This is a genomic window from Bradyrhizobium erythrophlei (genome assembly GCF_900142985.1).
Lineage (GTDB): Bacteria > Pseudomonadota > Alphaproteobacteria > Rhizobiales > Xanthobacteraceae > Bradyrhizobium > Bradyrhizobium erythrophlei_B.
On sequence record NZ_LT670849.1, the window covers coordinates 2,916,662 to 2,935,964 of the forward strand.

Consider the following 19,303-nt stretch of genomic DNA (forward strand, 5'->3'; position numbering starts at 1 on the left):
GCTGCTTCGCCATTAGCCCCGATGTCCGAAGATCGCCGAGCCAACGCGAATGTGGGTTGCGCCCATCGCAATTGCGATCGCGAAATCCGCACTCATGCCCATCGAGATATTCGCCAGGCCGTTGCGCGCGGCGATCTTGGCCGTCAGCGCGAAGTGCGGCGCCGGCGCATCGTTGACCGGTGGAATACACATCAGGCCCGAAATCTCCAGCCCGTACTTCTCGCGACAACTGGCGATGAAGCCGTCGGCCTCCGTGGGCGCGATACCGGCTTTTTGCGGCTCTTCGCCGGTGTTGAGCTGAACGAAGAGTTGCGGCCGCCGGGACTGTGAGCGGAATTCCCTGGCCAAGGCTTCGCAAAGGCTCGGACGATCGACCGAATGGATCGCGTCGAACAATGCCACCGCTTCCTTGGCCTTGTTGGATTGCAGTGGACCGATGAGATGAACGGAAAGGCCGGGGTAGGCCGACATTAACCCTGGCCACTTGCTCTTGGCTTCCTGAACGCGGTTCTCCCCGAATACGCCTTGTCCTGCCTTGATGACCGGCAGAATCGCCGGCGCATCGAAGGTCTTGGAAACAGCAACGAGCGTCACCGTCGCGCGATCGCGACGCGCCTCCTTGCAGGCCCGTGCAATCGCCTCTTCGACGGCGGCGAGTCCGGTTGGTAAATGTTCGGTTAGCGAAGCGTTTTCAGAGGCCATCGGCGCCGCCAGTTCGAAATCGATCGATTGTTTCATTTTTATATATTCGGAACAGAGCTTCTTGAAGGCTTCCCTATACGGTGCGCTTGGGGCGGGAACCAGCATGTCAGGCTTTGACATCAAGCGCAAAAGTGCAGGACTGGACAAGCTATTTGGAATCCGCGCGCGGCTAGCCCTGCTGGCGCTGATCCTGGTGGCGCCGTTGATGCTTGAACGTGCCCGCTCGCTCGAAGAGACCCGCAACAAGCAGATCGCACACGCCTACTCCGAATTCACCAGGCTTGCCCAGCAGAGCGCCGACAGCCAGCGCGAAGCCGTCGCTTCGGTCGAGACCGTGCTGAAATCGGCGGCCCATATTCAGGCCGCGACGAGTGCCTTTGAGCCGAACTGTAACACGCTGACGGCCAGTCTTCCGGTCAGGTTGCCGTGGATTCGCAGCCTGTCGATCGTCGGCAATGACGGCCGGATCAAATGCGCAACCCTCGACACGCTGCTCAACCTCGACCTGAACGACCGCGATTATTTCAAACGGGCGCGGTTGGCGCGCGACCTCGTGTTCAGCGATTTTCTGCATTCCAAATACGACAATGAGCCGATCGTGATGGCGGCCTATCCGGTCGCCGCGGTTACTCCCGAATCCGACCTGCTCGTTGTGGCCGCCATCAATCTCGACTGGATGTCGAAGATCATGAACGACCTCTCTGGTCGCCGCGGCATTTTGGCCATCCTCGTTGATAGTACCGGAACGGTGCTGGCGGCGCCGGCGGATATGACACGCATGGTCGGCCGCTCGCTCACCGGCGTCCCGGCGCTGGCCGGCGCGGTCACACGCGCGATCAATTCCGATCAAGAGACCGGCTTGTTTTCGTTTCCCTCTACCGACGGGGTCAAGCGCACGTTGAGTTTCTCGCGCATTCCCGGCACGGAATCGCGCCTGCTCCTGATCGTCGACGAAGCCAAGGTGGCCGCCGGCATCAACCGCGAGATCCGCAACGCCTACTTGCTGCTCTGCCTGGTCTGCGCGTTCGTGCTGGTGGGAGCTCTCGTCGCCGCTGAAAAGCTCATCATCCAGCCTATCCACAAGCTCGTGACGATTGCACGCCGCTTCGGCGAAGGCGATCTGTCGGCCCGCGCGGCCGACAGCCGGTTGCCGGCCGAGTTTGCGCCGCTCGCCCGCGCGTTCGACGCCATGGCGAGCCAACTCTCGGAACGGGAGCGCGATCTGATCGCCTCCAACGACCGCCTTACCGTGATAGCCTCGATCGACATGCTGTCGGGGCTCGCCAATCGCCGCGGCTTCCAGAGCCGGCTCGATTTCGAGTGGATGAAGGCCCAGCAATGCGGCGGTGAGCTGTCGCTCTTGATGATCGACGTCGATCACTTCAAGTTGTTCAACGACACCTACGGCCATCCCGAGGGCGACGCCTGCCTCTCGCGGATTGGCGAAGCGCTCGCCGGCATCGCCGCGGCGACATCGGGCTTCGCCGCCCGCTATGGTGGCGAGGAATTCAGCCTGTTGCTGCCGAACACCACGACCGGCCGCGCACTTGAGATCGGCGAAATGGCGCGGGTGACGGTACAGGAGCTGGCCATCCCGCACGTCACCTCCAGCCATATGGCGGTCACGGTCAGCGTGGGCGTGGCCGGCGTGAAGCCGTGCGAGGCGCTTAACCCCAGCGACCTCCTCGAGGCTGCGGATGCGAGCCTCTATGTCGCCAAGCGCAACGGCCGCAACGCCGTGGCCGAACACGGCCTTGGCCGAACGGCCGAGAACGGCGCCGTCGCGCTCGCCAGCTAGGTCACCCTCAGCCGCCGCCGATCGGATCGCGGACCGCCCCGCCCCGTTGACCGGAAAGCTGCTTTTGTGGCCTATTCCGCCGTCCTTGACGGATGGCCCGAATCCACGAAAAGCCCCCACGATTCCATGAGTTCCGAACGCTATAACGCCCGCGAATCCGAGCCCTATTGGCAGCGCCAATGGGATGAAAAGGCGATTTTCGCCGCCAAGAACGACGATCCGCGGCCGAAATACTATGTGCTCGAGATGTTCCCCTACCCTTCCGGGCGCATCCATATCGGGCACGTCCGCAATTATACGCTCGGCGACGTGCTGGCCCGCTTCATGCGCGCCAAGGGATTCAACGTGCTGCATCCGATGGGCTGGGATGCGTTCGGGCTGCCGGCCGAAAACGCGGCGATCGAGCGCAAGGTGGCGCCGAAGGCCTGGACCTACGACAACATCGACGCAATGAAGAAGCAGTTGCGTTCGATCGGCCTCTCGCTCGACTGGTCGAGAGAATTCGCCACCTGCGACCCGTCCTACTACCGGCACCAGCAAAAGATGTTCAACGACTTCCTGCGCGCAGGGCTCGCCGAGCGCGAGAAGCGCAAGGTCAACTGGGACCCGGTGGACATGACCGTGCTCGCCAACGAGCAGGTGATCGACGGTCGCGGCTGGCGCTCGGGCGCCGTTGTCGAACAGCGCGAAATGAATCAGTGGGTCTTCAAGATCACGAAGTACTCGCAGGAACTTTTGGACGCGCTCGATACGCTCGACCGTTGGCCGGACAAGGTGCGGCTGATGCAGCGCAACTGGATCGGGCGCAGCGAAGGCCTGCTGGTCCGCTTTGCGCTCGACGAGGCAACGACGCCTGCCGGCGAAACCGAGCTGAAGATTTTCACGACGCGGCCCGACACGCTGTTCGGCGCCAAATTCATGGCGATTTCGGCGGATCATCCGCTGGCGCAAGCTGCTGCTGCGAAGAATCCCGCTCTCGCCGAATTCATCGCCGAGATCAAGCGCATCGGCACGGCGCAGGAAGCGATCGATACCGCCGAGAAGCAGGGATTTGATACCGGCATCCGCGCCATCCACCCGTTTGACCCGAACTGGAAGCTGCCGGTCTACGTCGCCAACTTCGTGCTGATGGAATACGGCACCGGCGCGATCTTCGGCTGCCCCGCACACGACCAGCGCGACCTCGATTTCGTCAACAAGTACAATCTCGGCAACACGCCGGTGGTTTGCCCCGAGGGCCAGGATCCGAAAACCTTCGTGATCACGGACACCGCCTATGACGGCGACGGCCGCATGATCAATTCGCGCTTCCTCGATGGCATGACGATTGATCAGGCCAAGGAAGAGGTCGCGAAACGGCTGGAGAGCGAGTTGCGCGGCAATGCGCCGGTCGGCGAGCGGCAGGTCAATTTCCGCCTGCGCGATTGGGGCATCTCACGCCAGCGCTACTGGGGCTGTCCGATCCCGGTCATTCATTGTCCGAAATGCGACGTGGTTCCGGTCCCCGACAAGGACTTGCCGGTGGTGCTGCCCGAAGACGTGACCTTCGACAGACCGGGCAACGCACTCGACCATCACCCGACGTGGAAGCACGTCAATTGTCCGCAATGCGGCGGCAAAGCGACGCGCGAAACCGACACCATGGACACCTTCGTGGATTCGTCCTGGTATTTCGCGCGCTTCACCGATCCCTGGAACGAGACGTCGCCGACCACGCCTGCCGTCGCCAACCGGATGATGCCGGTCGACCAGTATATCGGTGGCGTCGAGCACGCGATCCTGCATCTCTTGTACAGCCGCTTCTTCACCCGCGCGATGAAGGCCACCGGCCACATCGACATGACGGAACCGTTCGCCGGCATGTTCACGCAGGGCATGGTGGTGCACGAGACCTATCAGAAGGCCGACGGCACCTACGTCACGCCGGCGGAAGTAAAGGTCGAGATGGTCGGCAGTGAGCGCCGCGCCATCATGATCTATGGCGGCGACGAGATCACGATCGGCCCGATCGAGAAAATGTCGAAGTCGAAGAAGAACACGGTCGACCCCGACGACATCATCGCGACCTACGGCGCCGACGTCGCCCGCTGGTTCATGCTGTCGGACTCGCCGCCCGACCGCGACGTGATCTGGAGCGACGAGCGCGTGCAGGGCGCTGCGCGTTTCGTGCAGCGTCTCTGGCGACTGATCAACGAATCGGCCGAGATCGGCGCGGTGGCGCCGGCGGCACGGCCTGCATCCTTCGGCGCGGATGCGCTCGGCTTGCGCAAGGCAACCCACGGCGCACTCGACAAGGTGTCCACCGGCATCGAGCGACTGCACTTCAATGTCTGCCTGGCCCATATCCGGGAATTTTCCAACGCGCTCGGCGAAATCCTGGCCCGGCCCGGTCAGCGCGCGCCCGACCTGATTTGGGCGATCCGGGAAGCCGGCGTCACCCTCGTCCAATTGGTTGCGCCAATGATGCCTCATCTGGCGGAAGCCTGCTGGGTGGTCCTAAAGCAGCCGGGTCTGGTCTCGGAGGCGAACTGGCCCCAAATCGAACGAGATTTGCTGGTTGAAGACACGGTGACGCTGGTCGTCCAGGTCAATGGCAAGAAACGGGGTGAGGTGACTGTGGCGCGCACCGCCCAGAATCCGGAAATTGAGGCTGCCGTTTTGGCCCTTGATGCGGTAAAACAATCCCTAGGGGACAAACCCGTGCGTAAAGTGATTGTTGTTCCGATGAGGATCGTGAATGTCGTTGGCTAGGATTCGAATCCTCAGTCGGTTTCTCGTCGTGGCTGCGCTGGCGGCCCTGACGGCGGGTTGCTTTCAGCCGATGTACGCCGAACGTGCCGACGGTACGCCGGGCCTACGGGACAAATTGATGGGCGTGGAACTCCCGCCCGTCGACAAGCCCAACTCATCGCGCGAGGCCCGCATCGGTGTCGCAATCCGCAATGCATTGGCGTTCAAGCTTTATGGCAATGCAACCGGTGGACCGCCGACCCATCGGCTGGTGATCAAATTCAGCACCTCGCGTTATGACCTGTTGACCGACCCCAATACGGGGCTGCCGACCAGCGAAAATTACGGCATCGACGCCCAGTACAATTTGATCGACAACGCGACCAACAAGTCGGTGATGACCGGAACCACGTTCTCGCACCTCTCCTTCGATATTCCCGGCAGCTACCAGCGTTTCTCCCGCGAGCGCGCCCTGCGTGATGCCGAGGATCGCGCCAGTCAGGAAGTCGCCGAGAACATCAAGACGCGGCTTGCCTCCTACTTCTATTCCGGCGCCTGAGTATTTAAGCCTTCGCCACCCTCCGAGAAGCAAGACGCAGGTCTTTCGTTGTCTCGGCCATTCGCGTTGGCGCGGCTTCGCCAATCCGAAAACGACAGGTACTGTTCGCCCATGGTGGCGCTTCGCGGAAAAGAGATCGACAGCTTTCTGGCTCGGCCCGATCCGGGCCGTCCGATCATCCTGCTTTACGGTCCGGATGCGGGTCTCGTGCGTGAGCGCGCCGAAGCGCTGTTGGCGTCGGCGGTCGACGACCCCACCGATCCATTCTCGCTGGTCAGGCTGGACGGAGATGAGCTTTCGGCCGAACCATCGCGGCTGGTCGATGAAGCCTTGACCATTCCCCTGTTCGGCGGACGCCGCGCGATACGCGTTCGCGCCGGTTCGCGGAGTTTTGCCAGCGGCGTCGATGCGCTGGCGGAGACGCCGCTGAAGGACTGTCGCATCGTGATCGAGGCCGGCGAGTTACGGCCAGAATCCCCGCTGCGCAAGGCTTGCGAGCGCGCCAAGACGGCGGTGGCGATCGCCTGCTATCCCGACACCGAACGCGACCTCGCCAAACTGATCGACGACGAACTGAAGCTCTCGAATCTGCGCGTCGCCTCGGATGCCCGCGCGGTATTGATGGGCCTGCTCGGCGGCGATCGGCAGGCATCGCGCAATGAACTGCGCAAGCTGACGCTCTATGCGCATGGCAAGAACGAAGTAACGCTCGACGATGTGATGGCGGTCGTGGCCGATGCCTCTGAGCTCAAGATCGACCCGATTGTTGACGGCGCCTTTGCCGGTAATCCCTCCGCCGTCGAGACCGAATTCGCCAAGGCGATGGTCGCGGGCACCTATCCCGGCGTGATCATCTCGGCCGCGCAGCGCCAGGCCGCGTGGCTGCACAATTCCGCGGTCGCCATCGCCGATGGAACGCCGATCTCCGCCGTGCTCGACGGCGGATTCCCACGGTTGCATTTTTCACGAAAGAACAATGTCGAGGCAGCGCTGCGCAACTTCGACGCCGCGCGGCTCATGCTGGTGATCGATCAGCTCGCAACGGCCGCGCTTGAAATGCGCAAGCAGGCGACGCTCGCCGCTGCCATTGCCCAGCGCGCGCTGCTTTCGATCGCAGCGAATGCCAGACGGCGGGGCTAAGCGGAAAGCCGCGGCGCTTTAATTCTTGGAACTCAGCCTTCTCACGACTTCGTCGAGCTGATCGAGGTCACGGTAGCGGATGTGAACGACGCCGCCGGGATCGCCGTGATCGATACTGACCGATAGCCCAAGTGCATCGCTGACGGTCTTCTCCAGCGACACGGTGTTGGGATCCTTGACCTTGCCGCCGCCCCTCGCCTTTTGCGGCTTGCGCTCCGGCACGCCCTCCTCATGGGCCAGGGCTTCGGTCTGACGCACATTGAGGCCTTCCTCGACGATGCGCTTGGCGGCGGCGACGGGATCGGGAACGCCGATCAACGCCCGGGCGTGGCCGGCCGACAACTGGCCGAGTGCGATGTAGCTTTGAACCTCGGCCGGCAGTTTCGTCAGCCGCATCATGTTGGCGACGTGGCTGCGGCTCTTGCCGACGATTCGCGCGATGTCTTCCTGGCTGCGTTTGAACTCGTTGGCGAGGGCGTGATAACCCTGCGCCTCTTCCATCGGATTGAGATCCTCGCGTTGCACGTTTTCGACGATCGCGATCTCGAGCGCATCGGAATCGCTGACGTCGACCGGCACGATCGGCACTTCATGCAGGCCCGCGGCCTGCGACGCCCGCCACCGGCGCTCGCCGGCGATGATCTCGAAGCGATCTTGGGCGCCCTTCACCGGCCGCACCACGATCGGCTGGATCACGCCGTGCTGACGAATCGAATCCGCAAGCTCCTTCAGCTCGGCATCGGCAAACTCGCGGCGTGGGTTGCGCGGGTTGGGCTTGAGAAACTCGATCGGCACCTTGCGCTGCGCGCGCGGCCGCTCGACGTGAGCGGCCTCGCCGCCGACATCACCGATCAGACTTGCAAGGCCGCGCCCCAGTCGCGAACGCGCTTCGTCCGCCATCGCCAGCTCCCTTGGATTCAACGCAACTACTCCCGCTTCGTAATCAACCCAAACAATGCCCTGCTCAGTGTGGACGAAGTTCGCGCTCGCGCTGGATCACTTCGGTGGCGAGCTTGAGATAGGCTTCGCTGCCAACGCATTTGAGATCGTAGACCAGCACCGGCTTGCCATAGGACGGCGCCTCGGAGATGCGTACGTTGCGCGGGATCATGGTGTTGTAGACCTTGCTGCCCATGAACTGGCGCACGTCGGCAACGACCTGGTTCGACAGGTTGTTGCGCGAGTCGAACATCGTCAGCACGATGCCGTGGATCGAGAGATTTGGATTGAGCGTGGAGCGTACCTGTTCGACGGTTTGCAGAAGCTGCGACAGACCTTCGAGCGCGAAGAACTCGCACTGCAACGGCACCAGGATCGCATCGGACGCCGCCATTGCATTGACCGTCAGAAGATTGAGCGACGGCGGACAATCGATCAGCACGTAGGTGTAGTCGGCATCGGGCTGGACGTTGTGATTGAGGGCTGCGATCGCGTCGCGCAGGCGGAACGCGCGGCCCTGGGTGTGGCCGAGTTCGAGCTCGAGGCCCGACAGGTCCATCGTCGACGGCGCGATATGCAAACGCGGCACCGCGGTCGCCACCACCGATTCGCGCAACGGCGCTTCGCCGATCAACACGTCATAGGTGGAGCAGTTGCGGTTGCGGCGGTCGATACCGAGACCGGTGGAGGCATTGCCTTGCGGATCGAGATCGACGATCAGCACGCGCTCGCCGATCGCAGCGAGCGCGGTACCGAGGTTGATCGCGGTCGTGGTCTTGCCGACGCCGCCTTTTTGGTTGGCCAGCGCCAGAATGCGCGGATGGCCCGGCTGGGTCCGTTGGCTATCCTCTTGGAATACCTGATCTATTTCGCTCATAGCGGGCTGCCATCGTGGCCTGTGGAGGGGTTGCGATGTTTGATTTCGTCGATTTCGACGATCCAGCCCTGTCCCCCGGTCCGGCTGGAATGCAAACGAGGCTCAATTTTCCAGTATTTAGTGGCTTCGGTCAATTCTACTTCTACATCTTGTCCTTTGAGAAATAGCGCCTTTGCCCCCCTTTTGACCAAGGGCACCGCATAACCGATGAGTTGATGTAGCGGAGCCACTGCTCGCGCGGTGACGCAATCGATCGGGCCTGCGACCCTATCCACAGTATCCTCAATGTTAGCCAGATGGACAGTCCCCGGCGCTCCGGTCACGCGCAATGCCTCACGCAGAAAGCCGGCCTTCTTGCCGTTGCGCTCGACCAGATGGACCATCGCGCCAGGCGTCTCAGTGAGGGCGCACGCCAGAACCATTCCCGGAAAGCCGCCGCCACTTCCCAGATCCATCCAGACTTTGGCGGACGGGGCGAGATTCAAAAGCTGGAGCGAATCGGAGACGTGCCGGCTCCAGAGTTTCGGCAACGTCGCCGGCGAGACCAGATTGGTCTTCGCCTGCCAGGTCCAGAGGAGCTCGACAAAGCGATCGAGCCTTGCCTCTGTTTCACGTGAAACAGGCGTCAGCGCCAGCGCGGCGGCGCGGTCGGCGGCAAGCGCCTCGCGCGACGGGATTGCTTCGCTGGGTGCTGGGCGCGGCGGCGCGGTGTTCATGGCGAATCGCTTGTTTCACGTGAAACAGGGTTAGCGTTTTCTAGCGAAGTAGATACCGGTTCGCGCGACGAAAACGCGTCAACGAAATCCAGAAGCTTTTATCCCGACGTGGCCGAGGCGCTTGCTGGCGTTTTCCGTCGGGCCTCCCGCCTCAGATGGGCGGCCAGAATGCCAAGCGCGGCCGGCGTCACACCATCAAGCCGGCCGGCCTGACCCACGGTGCGCGGCTGCGCCGCCTTGAGTTTGACGCGGGCTTCGTTGGAAAGGCCGGACACGGTATCGAAATCGATGCCGGTGAGAACCAGGCCTTCGTCGCGCCGGAAGGCTTCGACGTCGGCGATCTGACGCTTTAGATAGACGTCGTATTTAGCATCGATCTCCAGATGGACCGCGATCGCTGGGTCAACGGCCGAGAGCTCAGGCCAAATGGCGCGGACCTGGTCCCAGCCGACTTCCGGATATGCCAGCAGCTCAAACGCCGACCGCCGCTGGCCATCCCGGTTGAGTGAGAGACCGTATTGGGCGGCTTCATTCGGAGTCAGGGTTAGTGCCTGTGCCCTCGCCTTTGCCTCGGCCAAAGCCGCCATCTTTGTCCGGTGCCGCATCGACCTCGCAGCCCCAACGCATCCAAGGGCAATCCCCTTGTCGGTTAGACGCTGATCGGCGTTGTCGGCGCGCAAGGTCAGGCGATATTCGGCGCGCGAAGTGAACATCCGGTAGGGCTCGGTAATCCCGCGCGTCACCAGATCGTCGATCATGACGCCGAGATAGCCCTCGGCACGGTCAAATATGATGGGCTGAGATCCGCTGGCGGAAAGCGCCGCGTTCAGACCGGCGACCAGCCCTTGGGCGGCGGCCTCTTCATATCCGGTGGTCCCGTTGATTTGTCCGGCCAGGAAGAGCCCGGGAAGCCGCTTGGCCCGAAGGGTCGGCTCGAGTTCGCGGGGATCGACATGATCGTATTCGATCGCATAGCCCGGGCGGACCATCCGCACCCGTTCGAGCCCCGGGATCGAGGCAAGAATGCCGAGCTGGACTTCCTCCGGAAGCGAGGTCGAGATGCCGTTGGGATAAACCGTGGTGTCGTCGAGACCCTCCGGCTCCAGGAAGATCTGGTGCCCATCGCGATCGCCGAAGCGAACGATCTTGTCCTCGATCGAGGGGCAGTAGCGCGGTCCGGAGCTTTTGATCTGGCCCGAATACATCGGCGAGCGATGCACGTTGGCCCGGATCACCTCGTGAGTGGCCGCCGTCGTTCGCGTGATGCCGCACTGGATCTGAGGCGTCGTGATCCGATCAGTCATGACCGAAAACGGCTCCGCCGGATCGTCCCCCGGCTGCATCTCGACCGCCGCCCAATCGATCGTGGTGCCGTCGAGGCGGGGCGGCGTGCCGGTCTTCAATCGGCCCACGGTAAGGCCGATCCGTTCAAACGAGGATGAGAGGCCAAGCGCCGGCGCTTCACCGACGCGGCCCGCGGGCCAGTTCTTCTCGCCGAGATGGATCAGGCCGCGGAGGAACGTGCCGGTCGTCACCACGACCGCGCCGGCAGATAGCTCGCGACCATCGGCGAGCTTGATCCCGCGCAGCCGGCCGTCAGCGGTTAGAAGTTCATCGGCCTCGCCCTCGACCACGATCAGGTTCGCAGTCTCTCGGATCGCGGCCTGCATCGCCGCTGCATAGAGCTTGCGGTCGGCCTGGGCGCGGGGGCCACGGACCGCCGGACCCTTGCGGCGGTTGAGCACGCGAAACTGAATGCCGCCTGCGTCAGCAACTCGGCCCATCAGTCCATCAAACGCATCGACCTCCCGAACGAGGTGACCCTTGCCCAGACCACCGATCGCTGGGTTGCAGGACATCGCGCCGATGGTCGAAAAGCGATGGGTCAGCAGCGCCGTTTTCGCGCCCATCCGCGCCGCGGCGCTGGCGGCCTCACAGCCGGCGTGGCCGCCGCCGATGACGATGACGTCAAATGAGTCGGTGTGGGAGGTCATGCGGCATCTTCTATACCGCAGCCGTCAAACCCGGAAGTGACAAAGGCAAGACACGTTTCACGTGAAACAGTTCGCTTACCGTGATATAGAAGTGAATTATAATTCACTACTTACCGATGCAGAACTCCCGGAAGATCTTGTCGAGAATATCCTCGACATCGACGCGCCCCAGCAAACGGCCAACTGCCTGCGACGCCGCGCGCAGCTCTTCGGCCACCAGCTCATCGCCCTGCCCAGCGATCGCCAGACCGCGGCGTAAGGCGTCCGCAGTTTCGCGTAGCAATCGCCGCTGTCGCTCGCGGCCGATCAGACTGTCCTCGCCCGATCCAAAATACTCCTGCGCAAAAGCAGCCAGCGCGCCGACCAGTTCCGAAACGCCGTCGCCCTGGCGCGCGGAGATACGGAAGATTTTTTCGGTCCCCTGCCCCGGCTGATTTTCTTCTTCAGTTCCCGCTCGGCCGTTGGCCGACTCGATATCGATCTTGTTGCGAATGATCCATCGCGCAGCGCCCGCGGTCTCGACCTCACCTCCGCCCTGTCCGTGCCCGGCGTCACGCACCCACAGCACCAGGTCGGCTTCTGCCGCGCGCAATCGGGCACGCCGGACGCCCTCCTGCTCGACCGGATCTTCGGTGTCGCGAATCCCCGCGGTGTCGATCAGCGTCACCGGATAGCCGTCGAGATCGAGCTGAACCTCGATGACGTCGCGCGTGGTGCCGGCATGGGGCGAGACGATCGCAACCTCGCGCCGCGCCAGAAGATTGATCAGCGTCGACTTGCCGACGTTGGGCGGACCCGCAATCGCAACGGTCAGGCCGTCGCGCAAACGTTCGCTTCGCCCCTGCCCGGCCAGCGTTTCCTCGACTTCGGCCAAAAGCGATTTCACCCGGTCCAGCGCCGGCGCGATCAGTTCCGCGGGCACGTCGCCCTCGTCGGAGAAATCGATGCCGGCCTCGATCAAGGCCGCGGCCTCGATGATGCGCACCCGCCAGTCCCGCGCTCTGTCCCCGAGCAGTCCCTTGAGCTGACGCAAGGCATGGCGACGCTGCCGATCGGTGTCGGCGTGAATCAGATCGTCGAGCGCTTCCGCTTCGGTGAGATCGAGTTTGCCGTTTTCAAAGGCGCGGCGGGTGAACTCACCGGGCTCGGCGGCGCGAACATTTTCAAGTTGGGCAAGCGCTGCAAACAACGCCGCCTGCACCGCACGTCCGCCGTGAATGTGGAACTCGGCAACATCTTCACCGGTCGCACTCGCCGGTCCCGGAAACCAGAGTACGACGCAATCGTCGATTCCCCGCCCCTCGCCGTCTCGCAGCAGGACGCGCGTTGCTACCCGAGGGTCAGGCACCCTGCCCGCCAGTTTCGCGACCGCAGCGCGGGCTTGCGGTCCGGACACCCGCACGATGGCGATCGCGCTCGGCGGCCGGCCTGTCGACAACGCAAAAATGGTCTGATCGCGTGGGTACATGCCCTATTAGGTCGCGGGCCGCAGAAGATGCAATGAAATTGGAGTTATGCGGCTTTGACTCCGGACCCGTGGCCCCAAAAATGCTGCGGCTTTTGCTGCAACCATCTTTGCAGCAAAATCATCCGAGCGCGCCGGCCTGGCTCAAAGAAAAAGGCGCCCCCGCTCGCGCAGAGACGCCCACTCGGCCAATGGCCCAGTTCTTTACGTGTTCATCGATTCGAAGAATTCCGCGTTGTTCTTGGTGTTGCGGAGCTTGTCGAGCAGGAAGTCGATCGCATCCATCGTGCCCATCGGGTTCAGGATTCGCCGCAGCACGTACATCTTCTTCAGGACCTGCGGATCGGTGATCAACTCTTCCTTGCGGGTGCCGGAGCGCGAAATGTCGATCGCCGGGAAGGTCCGCTTGTCGGAGACCTTGCGGTCGAGAATCAGTTCGGAGTTGCCGGTGCCTTTGAACTCTTCGAAGATCACTTCGTCCATACGGCTGCCGGTATCGACCAGCGCGGTCGCGATGATCGTCAGCGAGCCGCCCTCCTCGATGTTGCGCGCGGCGCCGAAGAATCGCTTCGGCCGCTGTAACGCGTTGGCGTCGACACCGCCGGTCAGCACCTTGCCGGATGACGGCACCACCGTGTTGTAGGCGCGCCCGAGCCGCGTGATCGAATCGAGCAGGATCACAACGTCACGGCCGTGCTCGACCAGGCGCTTGGCTTTCTCGATCACCATCTCGGCAACCTGAACGTGACGCACGGCCGGCTCGTCGAAGGTCGACGATACGACTTCGCCCTTCACCGAGCGCTGCATGTCGGTGACTTCTTCAGGCCGCTCGTCGATCAGAAGAACGATCAGATAGCATTCGGGATGATTGGCGGTGATCGAATGCGCGATGTTCTGCATCAGCACGGTCTTACCCGTGCGCGGCGGCGCCACGATCAAGGCGCGCTGGCCTTTGCCGATCGGCGCGACAATGTCGATGACGCGGGCCGACAGGTCTTTTCTGGTGGGGTCTTCCAGTTCGAGGCGGAAGCGTTCGTCCGGAAACAGCGGCGTCAGGTTGTCGAAGTTGACCTTGTGCTTGGATTTTTCGGGGTCTTCGAAATTCAGCGTGTTGACCTTCAGCAGCGCGAAATAGCGTTCGCCTTCCTTCGGGCTGCGAATATGGCCTTCAATGGTATCGCCGGTGCGAAGTCCGAAGCGGCGGATCTGCGACGGCGAAACGTAGATATCGTCGGGGCCGGGCAGGTAGTTGGCGTCCGGTGAACGCAGAAACCCGAAGCCGTCGGAGAGAACCTCGACGACGCCTTCGCCGATAATGTCGATTTCCTGGATCGCGAGTTGCTTGAGAATGGCAAACATCAGCTCCTGCTTGCGCATCGTGCTGGCGTTTTCGACCCCTTTCTCTTCGGCGAATGCAACGAGTTCCGCCGGCGTCTGAGCTTTGAGGTCTTGGAGTTTGATTTCCCGCATTGGGGTGGTCCTGTGGGGTACTTACGAGAGGGGGGGGTGCAAGGAGGCTTTTCGGAAATGCGAACCGAAGTCAGAAGGTCCGCAGGTCTAAGCAAGGAAAGCGCCGAGGAGGCTTCAAACCTGATGCGGCGGCCGGTCCAACAAGGAAACCGGGACGCGTCCACATCCGCCTGCGTAGGGTGGGAATAAACCCAATATAGAAAACTGACGAAGTTTCCGCAAGATGGCGTCATGGCGCGCGAGCGTCGCCGAGAGCGGCTAAAACGGCTTTACCACTACCAGGATGACGATCCCGATCATCAGCAGGGTCGGTACCTCGTTGATTATGCGATAAAATTTCTGTGACCTCTGATTCCGATCCGCCGCGAAATCCTTCACGCAACGGGCAAAAAAGCCGTGGATGCCGGACAGCACCAGCACAAGTAGCAATTTTCCGTGCAACCAGCCCGCCGAAAACCAATGACCGCTCCAGGCGAGATAAAGCCCGGCGAGCCAGGTCACGATCATCGCCGGATTGATGATCGCTCCCAGCAGCCGTCGCTCCATCACCTTGAACGTCTCGGACTGCTTCGAACCGGTCTCAGCTTCGCAATGGTAGACGAACAGCCGCGGCAGATAGAGCATGCCGGCCATCCAGGAGATGACCACAATGATGTGCAGCGCCTTGATCCATTCGTACACCGGAACTCATTCCTTCAAGAACACACGAAGCACGACGAGTGCCACCGCGACAAGCCAATCATCTTGCCGCGAACGACATTGTCTGAGAGGCAGATGAGAGATATCCGCAAGCGGCACTTATCTAAACTAATAATTTTAGAATCTTAAGGTTTGAGTCTAAGTGACCGTGGATTGGACTCACACAAAAACGTCCGATCGTTTTTCAAAGCTTGCGCACAGCCGTCGACAATTCCACCGCGTTTCCGACGAACTGCCGTAACGACAGGTGTTTCAATTGCTTGGCCGCCGGTCCGGGCAGGTTATAAAGAGACAAATCCACAAAACCCCACTAACGTCGGTCAGGACGAACGGACTTATCCTCGTTGGGAGCATTGTGAAGAAAAAAGCCTGCTATCCCCGATCGAATAAAATGCCCGCCGATCTCTCGAATAAGCTCCACAAGGATTCACAGACTACACAGGGTTTTACGTGTCCCCGACCAGCAACTATTTCCACCTGCATCTGGTTTCCGATTCGACCGGCGAGACGCTGATCACCGTGGCGCGCGCGGTCGCCGCGCAATACGCCAACGTTACGCCGGTGGAGCATGTCTATCCGCTGGTCCGCAGCCAGAAGCAGCTCGATCGGGTGCTGAGCGAAATCGAGGAAGCCCCGGGCATCGTGTTGTTCACGCTGCTGGAGAAGGATCTCGTCTCAAAACTTCAGTCGAAGTGTCAGGAAATCAACATTCCGAGCCTGTCGATCATTGGTCCGGTGATGCAATTGTTCCAGGCCTATCTCGGCGCGCCGACCTCGGGACGGGTGGGGGCCCAGCACGTCCTGAATGCCGAATATTTCAAGCGCATCGATGCCCTGAATTACACCATGATGCATGACGACGGTCAGCACGTCGAAGGTCTCGAGGAGGCCGACGTGATTCTGGTCGGCGTGTCCCGCACCTCAAAGACGCCGACTTCGATCTACCTGGCCAACCGTGGCATCCGCACGGCCAACGTGCCACTGGTGCCAGGCATTCCGATTCCGCATCAACTGGAAACGCTGACCAAGCCGCTGGTCGTGAGTTTGCACGCGACGCCGGAGCGGCTGATTCAGGTCCGGCAGAACCGGCTGCTCAGCATGGGCGACCGCGACAACGATACTTATATCGATCGCCAATCGGTCGCCGACGAAGTTGCCTATGCACGGCGGCTGAGCGCCAAGTTCAATTGGGCGCAGCTTGACGTTACCCGCCGCTCGATCGAGGAAACCGCCGCGGCGGTCCTGAAACTCTTTGCCGACAGGCAACGGCACCGGTTGTCCGAATGAGCCTGTGGTTAGGAAAAGAGCCGCTGGTGCTGGCCTCGCAGAGCAAGGCGCGGCAGATGCTGCTTGCCAAGGCCGGCATCGCCTTCGAGAGCGATCCGGCCGACATCGACGAGCGCGCGATCCAGGCTTCCTCCGGCCGGTCGGCGCCGGGCGAGATCGCAGGCCTGCTGGCGCGCGAAAAGGCCTTTTCCATCTCGAACCGACGGCCGACGCGTTATGTTATCGGGGCCGATCAAACGCTCGCGTTGGGATCGCACATCTTGAATAAACCCGAGGGCAGGGCGCAGGCCGCCGACCAGTTGCGCGCCCTTGCAGGCCATCGCCACGAACTTCATGCGGCGATCGCGGTGGCGCGCGATGGAAAAGTGCTGTTCGAGCATGTGTCGATTGCCCGCATGACCATGCGGCCGCTCCGCGACGCCGAAATCGAGAACTATCTCAATGAAGCCGGGGACGCGGTTACCTCAAGTGTCGGCGCGTATCAGCTCGAAGGGCTTGGCGTTCATTTGTTCGAGCGTATCGAGGGCGATCACTTCACAATCCTGGGCCTTCCATTGCTGCCGCTGTTTGCATTTCTGCGCAGCGAGCACTTGCTGGGTATTTAAGATGATTGTTCTCGGACTGACCGGCTCGATCGGAATGGGAAAGTCGACGACCGCGGCATTGTTCGCGGAAGCCGGTGTGCCTGTGTATGACGCCGACGCTGCCGTGCACCGGCTTTATGAAGGCGAGGCGGTTGATGCGATCGAGGCGGCGTTTCCCGGTACGACCGATCATGGCAAGGTCGATCGCACCAGGCTCTCGGCCCACGTGGTGCATGATCCCGCCGCCATGAAGAAGCTGGAGGAAATCGTACACCCCATGCTCGGGGCCTCGCGCCAGAAGTTTCTTCAGGACGCCGAACAGTCCGGTGCTCCCGTGGCGGTCGTCGACGTGCCGCTGCTGTTCGAAACTGGGGGTGAGAAGCGCGTCGATGCGGTGGTCGTGGTCACGACCAGTCCGGAAATCCAGCGGATGCGGATTCTGGCGCGGCCCAATATGAGCGCGGAAAAACTCGCCGCCATTCTGGCGCGGCAAATGCCCGATACTGAAAAAAGGCAGCGCGCGCATTTCGTCGTGGATACCTCGCACGGTCTCGACCCCGTGCGAGCGCGAATCCGGGACATTCTGACCGAGGCTGCTAAAATGACGCCGCGACGAACCTGATTCGTCCGTTCTCGTTTGTCTGTTCTCGGCGGTTCTTTCATTCCATGCGCGAAATCGTTCTCGATACCGAAACCACCGGCCTTGATCCCTTGCGCGGCGATCGGCTGGTCGAAGTCGGCTGCGTCGAGATCTACAACCGCATGCCGACCGGGCAGACCTTCCATCGTTATTTCAATCCGCAACGGGACATGCCGGCGGAGGCCTTTGCCGTGCACGGGCTCTCGAGCGAGTTTCTTTCGAACAAGCCGCTGTTCGAGGAAGAGGTCGATGACTTCCTGGCGTTCATCGCCGATGCGCCGCTGGTGATCCACAACGCCTCGTTCGATATCAGCTTCATCAACGCCGAGCTCGACCGGATCAAGCGGCCTCCGATCTTGCGGGATCGGTTGGTCGATACCTTGCTGCTCGCGCGGCGCAAGCATCCCGGTGTGTCCAATCGCCTTGACGATCTCTGCTCGCGCTATTCGATCGACAATTCAAGGCGCACCAAGCACGGCGCATTGCTTGACGCCGAGCTTCTCGCGGAAGTTTATATCGATCTGATCGGGGCGCGGCAGTCGCAGCTGATCCTGGCGTCCGAATCCCGCGAAATCCGGGTCGCAGGCGTCGGCGAGATGCCGCGGCGGCAGCGCGAAACACCGCTTGCACCGCGCATCACCGAGGCCGACCGCGCGGCGCATCGCGAGTTTGTGCTGACGCTCGGCGACAAGCCGATCTGGAACGAATTTCTGCCCGCGGCTTCTTAGCTAGGCTTGATCTGCGAAGCCTGCATCTCCGCCGCCTGCCGTTCCATGTTCTGACGGTACAGACCGACAAAATCGACGGGATCGAGCATCAAGGGCGGGAATCCGCCGTCACGAACGGCCGTGGCGATAATCTCGCGGGCGAATGGAAACAGCAGGCGCGGGCATTCGATCATGACCAGCGGATGCAGGTTTTCCTTCGGCACGTTGAGGATCCGGAACACGCCGGCATAGACCAGCTCGAAGCTGAACATCACCTTGCCGGCGTTTTCAGCCTTGCCTTCGACCGACAGGGCGACTTCGTAATCGTCCTGACCAACGTTGTTGGCGTTGACGTTGATCTGGATGTTGATCGCCGGTTGCTGCTGTTGCGGCGCCAGCGAGGCGGGCGCATTCGGGTTTTCGAACGACAGATCCTTGGTGTATTGCGCCAACACGTTCAACTGCGGAGGAGGGGCCGCCTCGGGGGGCGTGCCGTTGCCGTTGGTCATGCGAATGTCTCCTGGAGCGGTTTGGCGAAGCGGAGCCGTTTGGCGCGTCCGGATTCGCGGAAAAACGGAAGCAAAAAAGCGTTGTCGGGGCGAGTGGCTATCATAGGGCCGGCTCTTTCCACAAGGATGACCGTCAGGGCGGCGCGCTGAAGCGGCCGAATTTGCTCAATTGTGTGAAGGCCGGGAACGGGTGGGTCATCTAAACGATTGAAGATACGTCATTTCTGGTCAGCTGAGGGTTTCCCCTCAGGCTTGAAACGCGATAGAATCCAAATGAGGGTAAACGGGCGACAGTCGAAAGGGTGGCCCGTATACAAGGACCCGGCATTCTTGCCATTAGGTGCCATTGGCCGGCCAAGGTTTCGTGCTTACATGCGGCTTGCAGCGACCCTAGTAGGAACTTCAAATTCGCCGCACTAGTGTGGCGGATCAGAAGTCCGCATCATTGCTGCCGCGAGTTTGTCATGCGGACTTCCGATCCAAAGCC

Annotated in this window: 17 protein-coding genes; 8 read left to right on the top strand and 9 right to left on the bottom strand. The window is 61.8% G+C overall.

All coding sequences use genetic code 11. The features are described 5' to 3' along the window. Positions 1–12: 12 nt before the first annotated feature. Positions 13–702 carry a YggS family pyridoxal phosphate-dependent enzyme gene (locus tag BUA38_RS13520; RefSeq protein ID WP_072826096.1) on the bottom strand — a complete coding sequence of 230 codons (690 nt, stop codon included), beginning with the start codon at positions 700–702 and terminating at the stop codon, positions 13–15. Positions 703–805: 103 nt separating this feature from the next. On the opposite strand from BUA38_RS13520, the gene BUA38_RS13525 reads away from it, so the two are divergent. The 4 genes from BUA38_RS13525 to holA all read left to right on the top strand — a co-directional run bounded on the left by BUA38_RS13525 (position 806) and on the right by holA (position 6,929). Next, positions 806–2,500 carry a diguanylate cyclase domain-containing protein gene (locus BUA38_RS13525; protein ID WP_072818370.1) on the top strand — a complete coding sequence of 565 codons (1,695 nt, stop codon included), beginning with the start codon at positions 806–808 and terminating at the stop codon, positions 2,498–2,500. A gap of 126 nt (positions 2,501–2,626) precedes the next feature. Then, entirely contained in the window at positions 2,627–5,251 is a 2,625-nt protein-coding gene (gene leuS / locus BUA38_RS13530) for a leucine--tRNA ligase (protein ID WP_072818371.1), read from the top strand. After that, on the top strand, positions 5,238–5,789 hold the full coding sequence (lptE, locus tag BUA38_RS13535) for an LPS assembly lipoprotein LptE (protein WP_072818372.1): 552 nt from the start codon (positions 5,238–5,240) through the stop codon (positions 5,787–5,789). The genes leuS and lptE overlap by 14 nt, the downstream gene beginning before the upstream one ends. A 111-nt stretch (positions 5,790–5,900) precedes the next feature. Continuing rightward, positions 5,901–6,929 carry a DNA polymerase III subunit delta gene (holA, locus tag BUA38_RS13540; protein ID WP_072818373.1) on the top strand — a complete coding sequence of 343 codons (1,029 nt, stop codon included), beginning with the start codon at positions 5,901–5,903 and terminating at the stop codon, positions 6,927–6,929. Between the two features lie 18 nt (positions 6,930–6,947). Here the strand turns inward: holA and BUA38_RS13545 are convergent, their stop codons facing one another. From BUA38_RS13545 to hemJ, 7 genes are all read right to left on the bottom strand, one after another. Beyond that, complete coding sequence (locus tag BUA38_RS13545) at positions 6,948–7,829, bottom strand: ParB/RepB/Spo0J family partition protein (RefSeq protein WP_072818374.1); 882 nt, start codon at positions 7,827–7,829, stop codon at positions 6,948–6,950. A gap of 64 nt (positions 7,830–7,893) precedes the next feature. Next, positions 7,894–8,745 carry a ParA family protein gene (locus BUA38_RS13550; RefSeq protein ID WP_072818375.1) on the bottom strand — a complete coding sequence of 284 codons (852 nt, stop codon included), beginning with the start codon at positions 8,743–8,745 and terminating at the stop codon, positions 7,894–7,896. Then, the gene (gene rsmG, locus BUA38_RS13555) at positions 8,742–9,461 is read right to left on the bottom strand and encodes a 16S rRNA (guanine(527)-N(7))-methyltransferase RsmG (RefSeq protein WP_072818376.1); all 720 of its coding nucleotides are present in this window, start codon (positions 9,459–9,461) and stop codon (positions 8,742–8,744) included. The genes BUA38_RS13550 and rsmG overlap by 4 nt, the downstream gene beginning before the upstream one ends. A 98-nt stretch (positions 9,462–9,559) precedes the next feature. Continuing rightward, positions 9,560–11,455: a tRNA uridine-5-carboxymethylaminomethyl(34) synthesis enzyme MnmG gene (gene mnmG / locus BUA38_RS13560; RefSeq protein ID WP_072818377.1), complete on the bottom strand. Its 1,896-nt coding sequence runs from the start codon at positions 11,453–11,455 to the stop codon at positions 9,560–9,562. 106 nt (positions 11,456–11,561) lie between these two features. Further along, a complete protein-coding gene (mnmE, locus tag BUA38_RS13565) occupies positions 11,562–12,923 on the bottom strand; it encodes a tRNA uridine-5-carboxymethylaminomethyl(34) synthesis GTPase MnmE (protein WP_072818378.1) in 1,362 nt (453 codons plus the stop codon). Between the two features lie 201 nt (positions 12,924–13,124). Continuing rightward, positions 13,125–14,390 (bottom strand): transcription termination factor Rho, encoded by a 1,266-nt coding sequence (rho, locus tag BUA38_RS13570; protein ID WP_072818380.1) that lies wholly within the window; start codon positions 14,388–14,390, stop codon positions 13,125–13,127. Between the two features lie 258 nt (positions 14,391–14,648). Then, entirely contained in the window at positions 14,649–15,071 is a 423-nt protein-coding gene (gene hemJ / locus BUA38_RS13575; protein ID WP_072818381.1) for a protoporphyrinogen oxidase HemJ, read from the bottom strand. A gap of 468 nt (positions 15,072–15,539) precedes the next feature. Between hemJ and BUA38_RS13580 the strand changes: the two genes are divergently transcribed. From BUA38_RS13580 to dnaQ, 4 genes are read left to right on the top strand one after another with little or no spacing between them, the layout of a single operon-like run. Continuing rightward, a complete protein-coding gene (locus tag BUA38_RS13580) occupies positions 15,540–16,376 on the top strand; it encodes a pyruvate, water dikinase regulatory protein (protein WP_072818383.1) in 837 nt (278 codons plus the stop codon). After that, entirely contained in the window at positions 16,373–16,981 is a 609-nt protein-coding gene (locus tag BUA38_RS13585) for a Maf family protein (protein ID WP_072818385.1), read from the top strand. The genes BUA38_RS13580 and BUA38_RS13585 overlap by 4 nt, the downstream gene beginning before the upstream one ends. A gap of 1 nt (position 16,982) precedes the next feature. Next, positions 16,983–17,582, top strand: coding sequence for a dephospho-CoA kinase (gene coaE, locus BUA38_RS13590; protein WP_072818387.1), 600 nt, complete (start codon positions 16,983–16,985; stop codon positions 17,580–17,582). A 44-nt stretch (positions 17,583–17,626) separates the two neighbouring features. Continuing rightward, on the top strand, positions 17,627–18,328 hold the full coding sequence (gene dnaQ, locus BUA38_RS13595; RefSeq protein ID WP_072818389.1) for a DNA polymerase III subunit epsilon: 702 nt from the start codon (positions 17,627–17,629) through the stop codon (positions 18,326–18,328). On the opposite strand, the gene secB is transcribed toward dnaQ, so the two are convergent. Then, on the bottom strand, positions 18,325–18,816 hold the full coding sequence (gene secB, locus BUA38_RS13600) for a protein-export chaperone SecB (RefSeq protein ID WP_072818391.1): 492 nt from the start codon (positions 18,814–18,816) through the stop codon (positions 18,325–18,327). The genes dnaQ and secB overlap by 4 nt on opposite strands. Positions 18,817–19,303 lie beyond the last annotated feature (487 nt).

What these genes read in the sequence shown, in the direction of transcription:
- BUA38_RS13520 (WP_072826096.1), bottom strand. Translation starts at nt 702, where the DNA reads ATGGCCTCTGAAAACGCTTCGCTAACCGAACATTTACCAACCGGACTC.
- BUA38_RS13525 (WP_072818370.1), top strand. Translation starts at nt 806, where the DNA reads ATGTCAGGCTTTGACATCAAGCGCAAAAGTGCAGGACTGGACAAGCTA.
- leuS (WP_072818371.1), top strand. Translation starts at nt 2,627, where the DNA reads ATGAGTTCCGAACGCTATAACGCCCGCGAATCCGAGCCCTATTGGCAG.
- lptE (WP_072818372.1), top strand. Translation starts at nt 5,238, where the DNA reads ATGTCGTTGGCTAGGATTCGAATCCTCAGTCGGTTTCTCGTCGTGGCT.
- holA (WP_072818373.1), top strand. Translation starts at nt 5,901, where the DNA reads ATGGTGGCGCTTCGCGGAAAAGAGATCGACAGCTTTCTGGCTCGGCCC.
- BUA38_RS13545 (WP_072818374.1), bottom strand. Translation starts at nt 7,829, where the DNA reads ATGGCGGACGAAGCGCGTTCGCGACTGGGGCGCGGCCTTGCAAGTCTG.
- BUA38_RS13550 (WP_072818375.1), bottom strand. Translation starts at nt 8,745, where the DNA reads ATGAGCGAAATAGATCAGGTATTCCAAGAGGATAGCCAACGGACCCAG.
- rsmG (WP_072818376.1), bottom strand. Translation starts at nt 9,461, where the DNA reads ATGAACACCGCGCCGCCGCGCCCAGCACCCAGCGAAGCAATCCCGTCG.
- mnmG (WP_072818377.1), bottom strand. Translation starts at nt 11,455, where the DNA reads ATGACCTCCCACACCGACTCATTTGACGTCATCGTCATCGGCGGCGGC.
- mnmE (WP_072818378.1), bottom strand. Translation starts at nt 12,923, where the DNA reads ATGTACCCACGCGATCAGACCATTTTTGCGTTGTCGACAGGCCGGCCG.
- rho (WP_072818380.1), bottom strand. Translation starts at nt 14,390, where the DNA reads ATGCGGGAAATCAAACTCCAAGACCTCAAAGCTCAGACGCCGGCGGAA.
- BUA38_RS13585 (WP_072818385.1), top strand. Translation starts at nt 16,373, where the DNA reads ATGAGCCTGTGGTTAGGAAAAGAGCCGCTGGTGCTGGCCTCGCAGAGC.
- coaE (WP_072818387.1), top strand. Translation starts at nt 16,983, where the DNA reads ATGATTGTTCTCGGACTGACCGGCTCGATCGGAATGGGAAAGTCGACG.
- dnaQ (WP_072818389.1), top strand. Translation starts at nt 17,627, where the DNA reads ATGCGCGAAATCGTTCTCGATACCGAAACCACCGGCCTTGATCCCTTG.
- secB (WP_072818391.1), bottom strand. Translation starts at nt 18,816, where the DNA reads ATGACCAACGGCAACGGCACGCCCCCCGAGGCGGCCCCTCCTCCGCAG.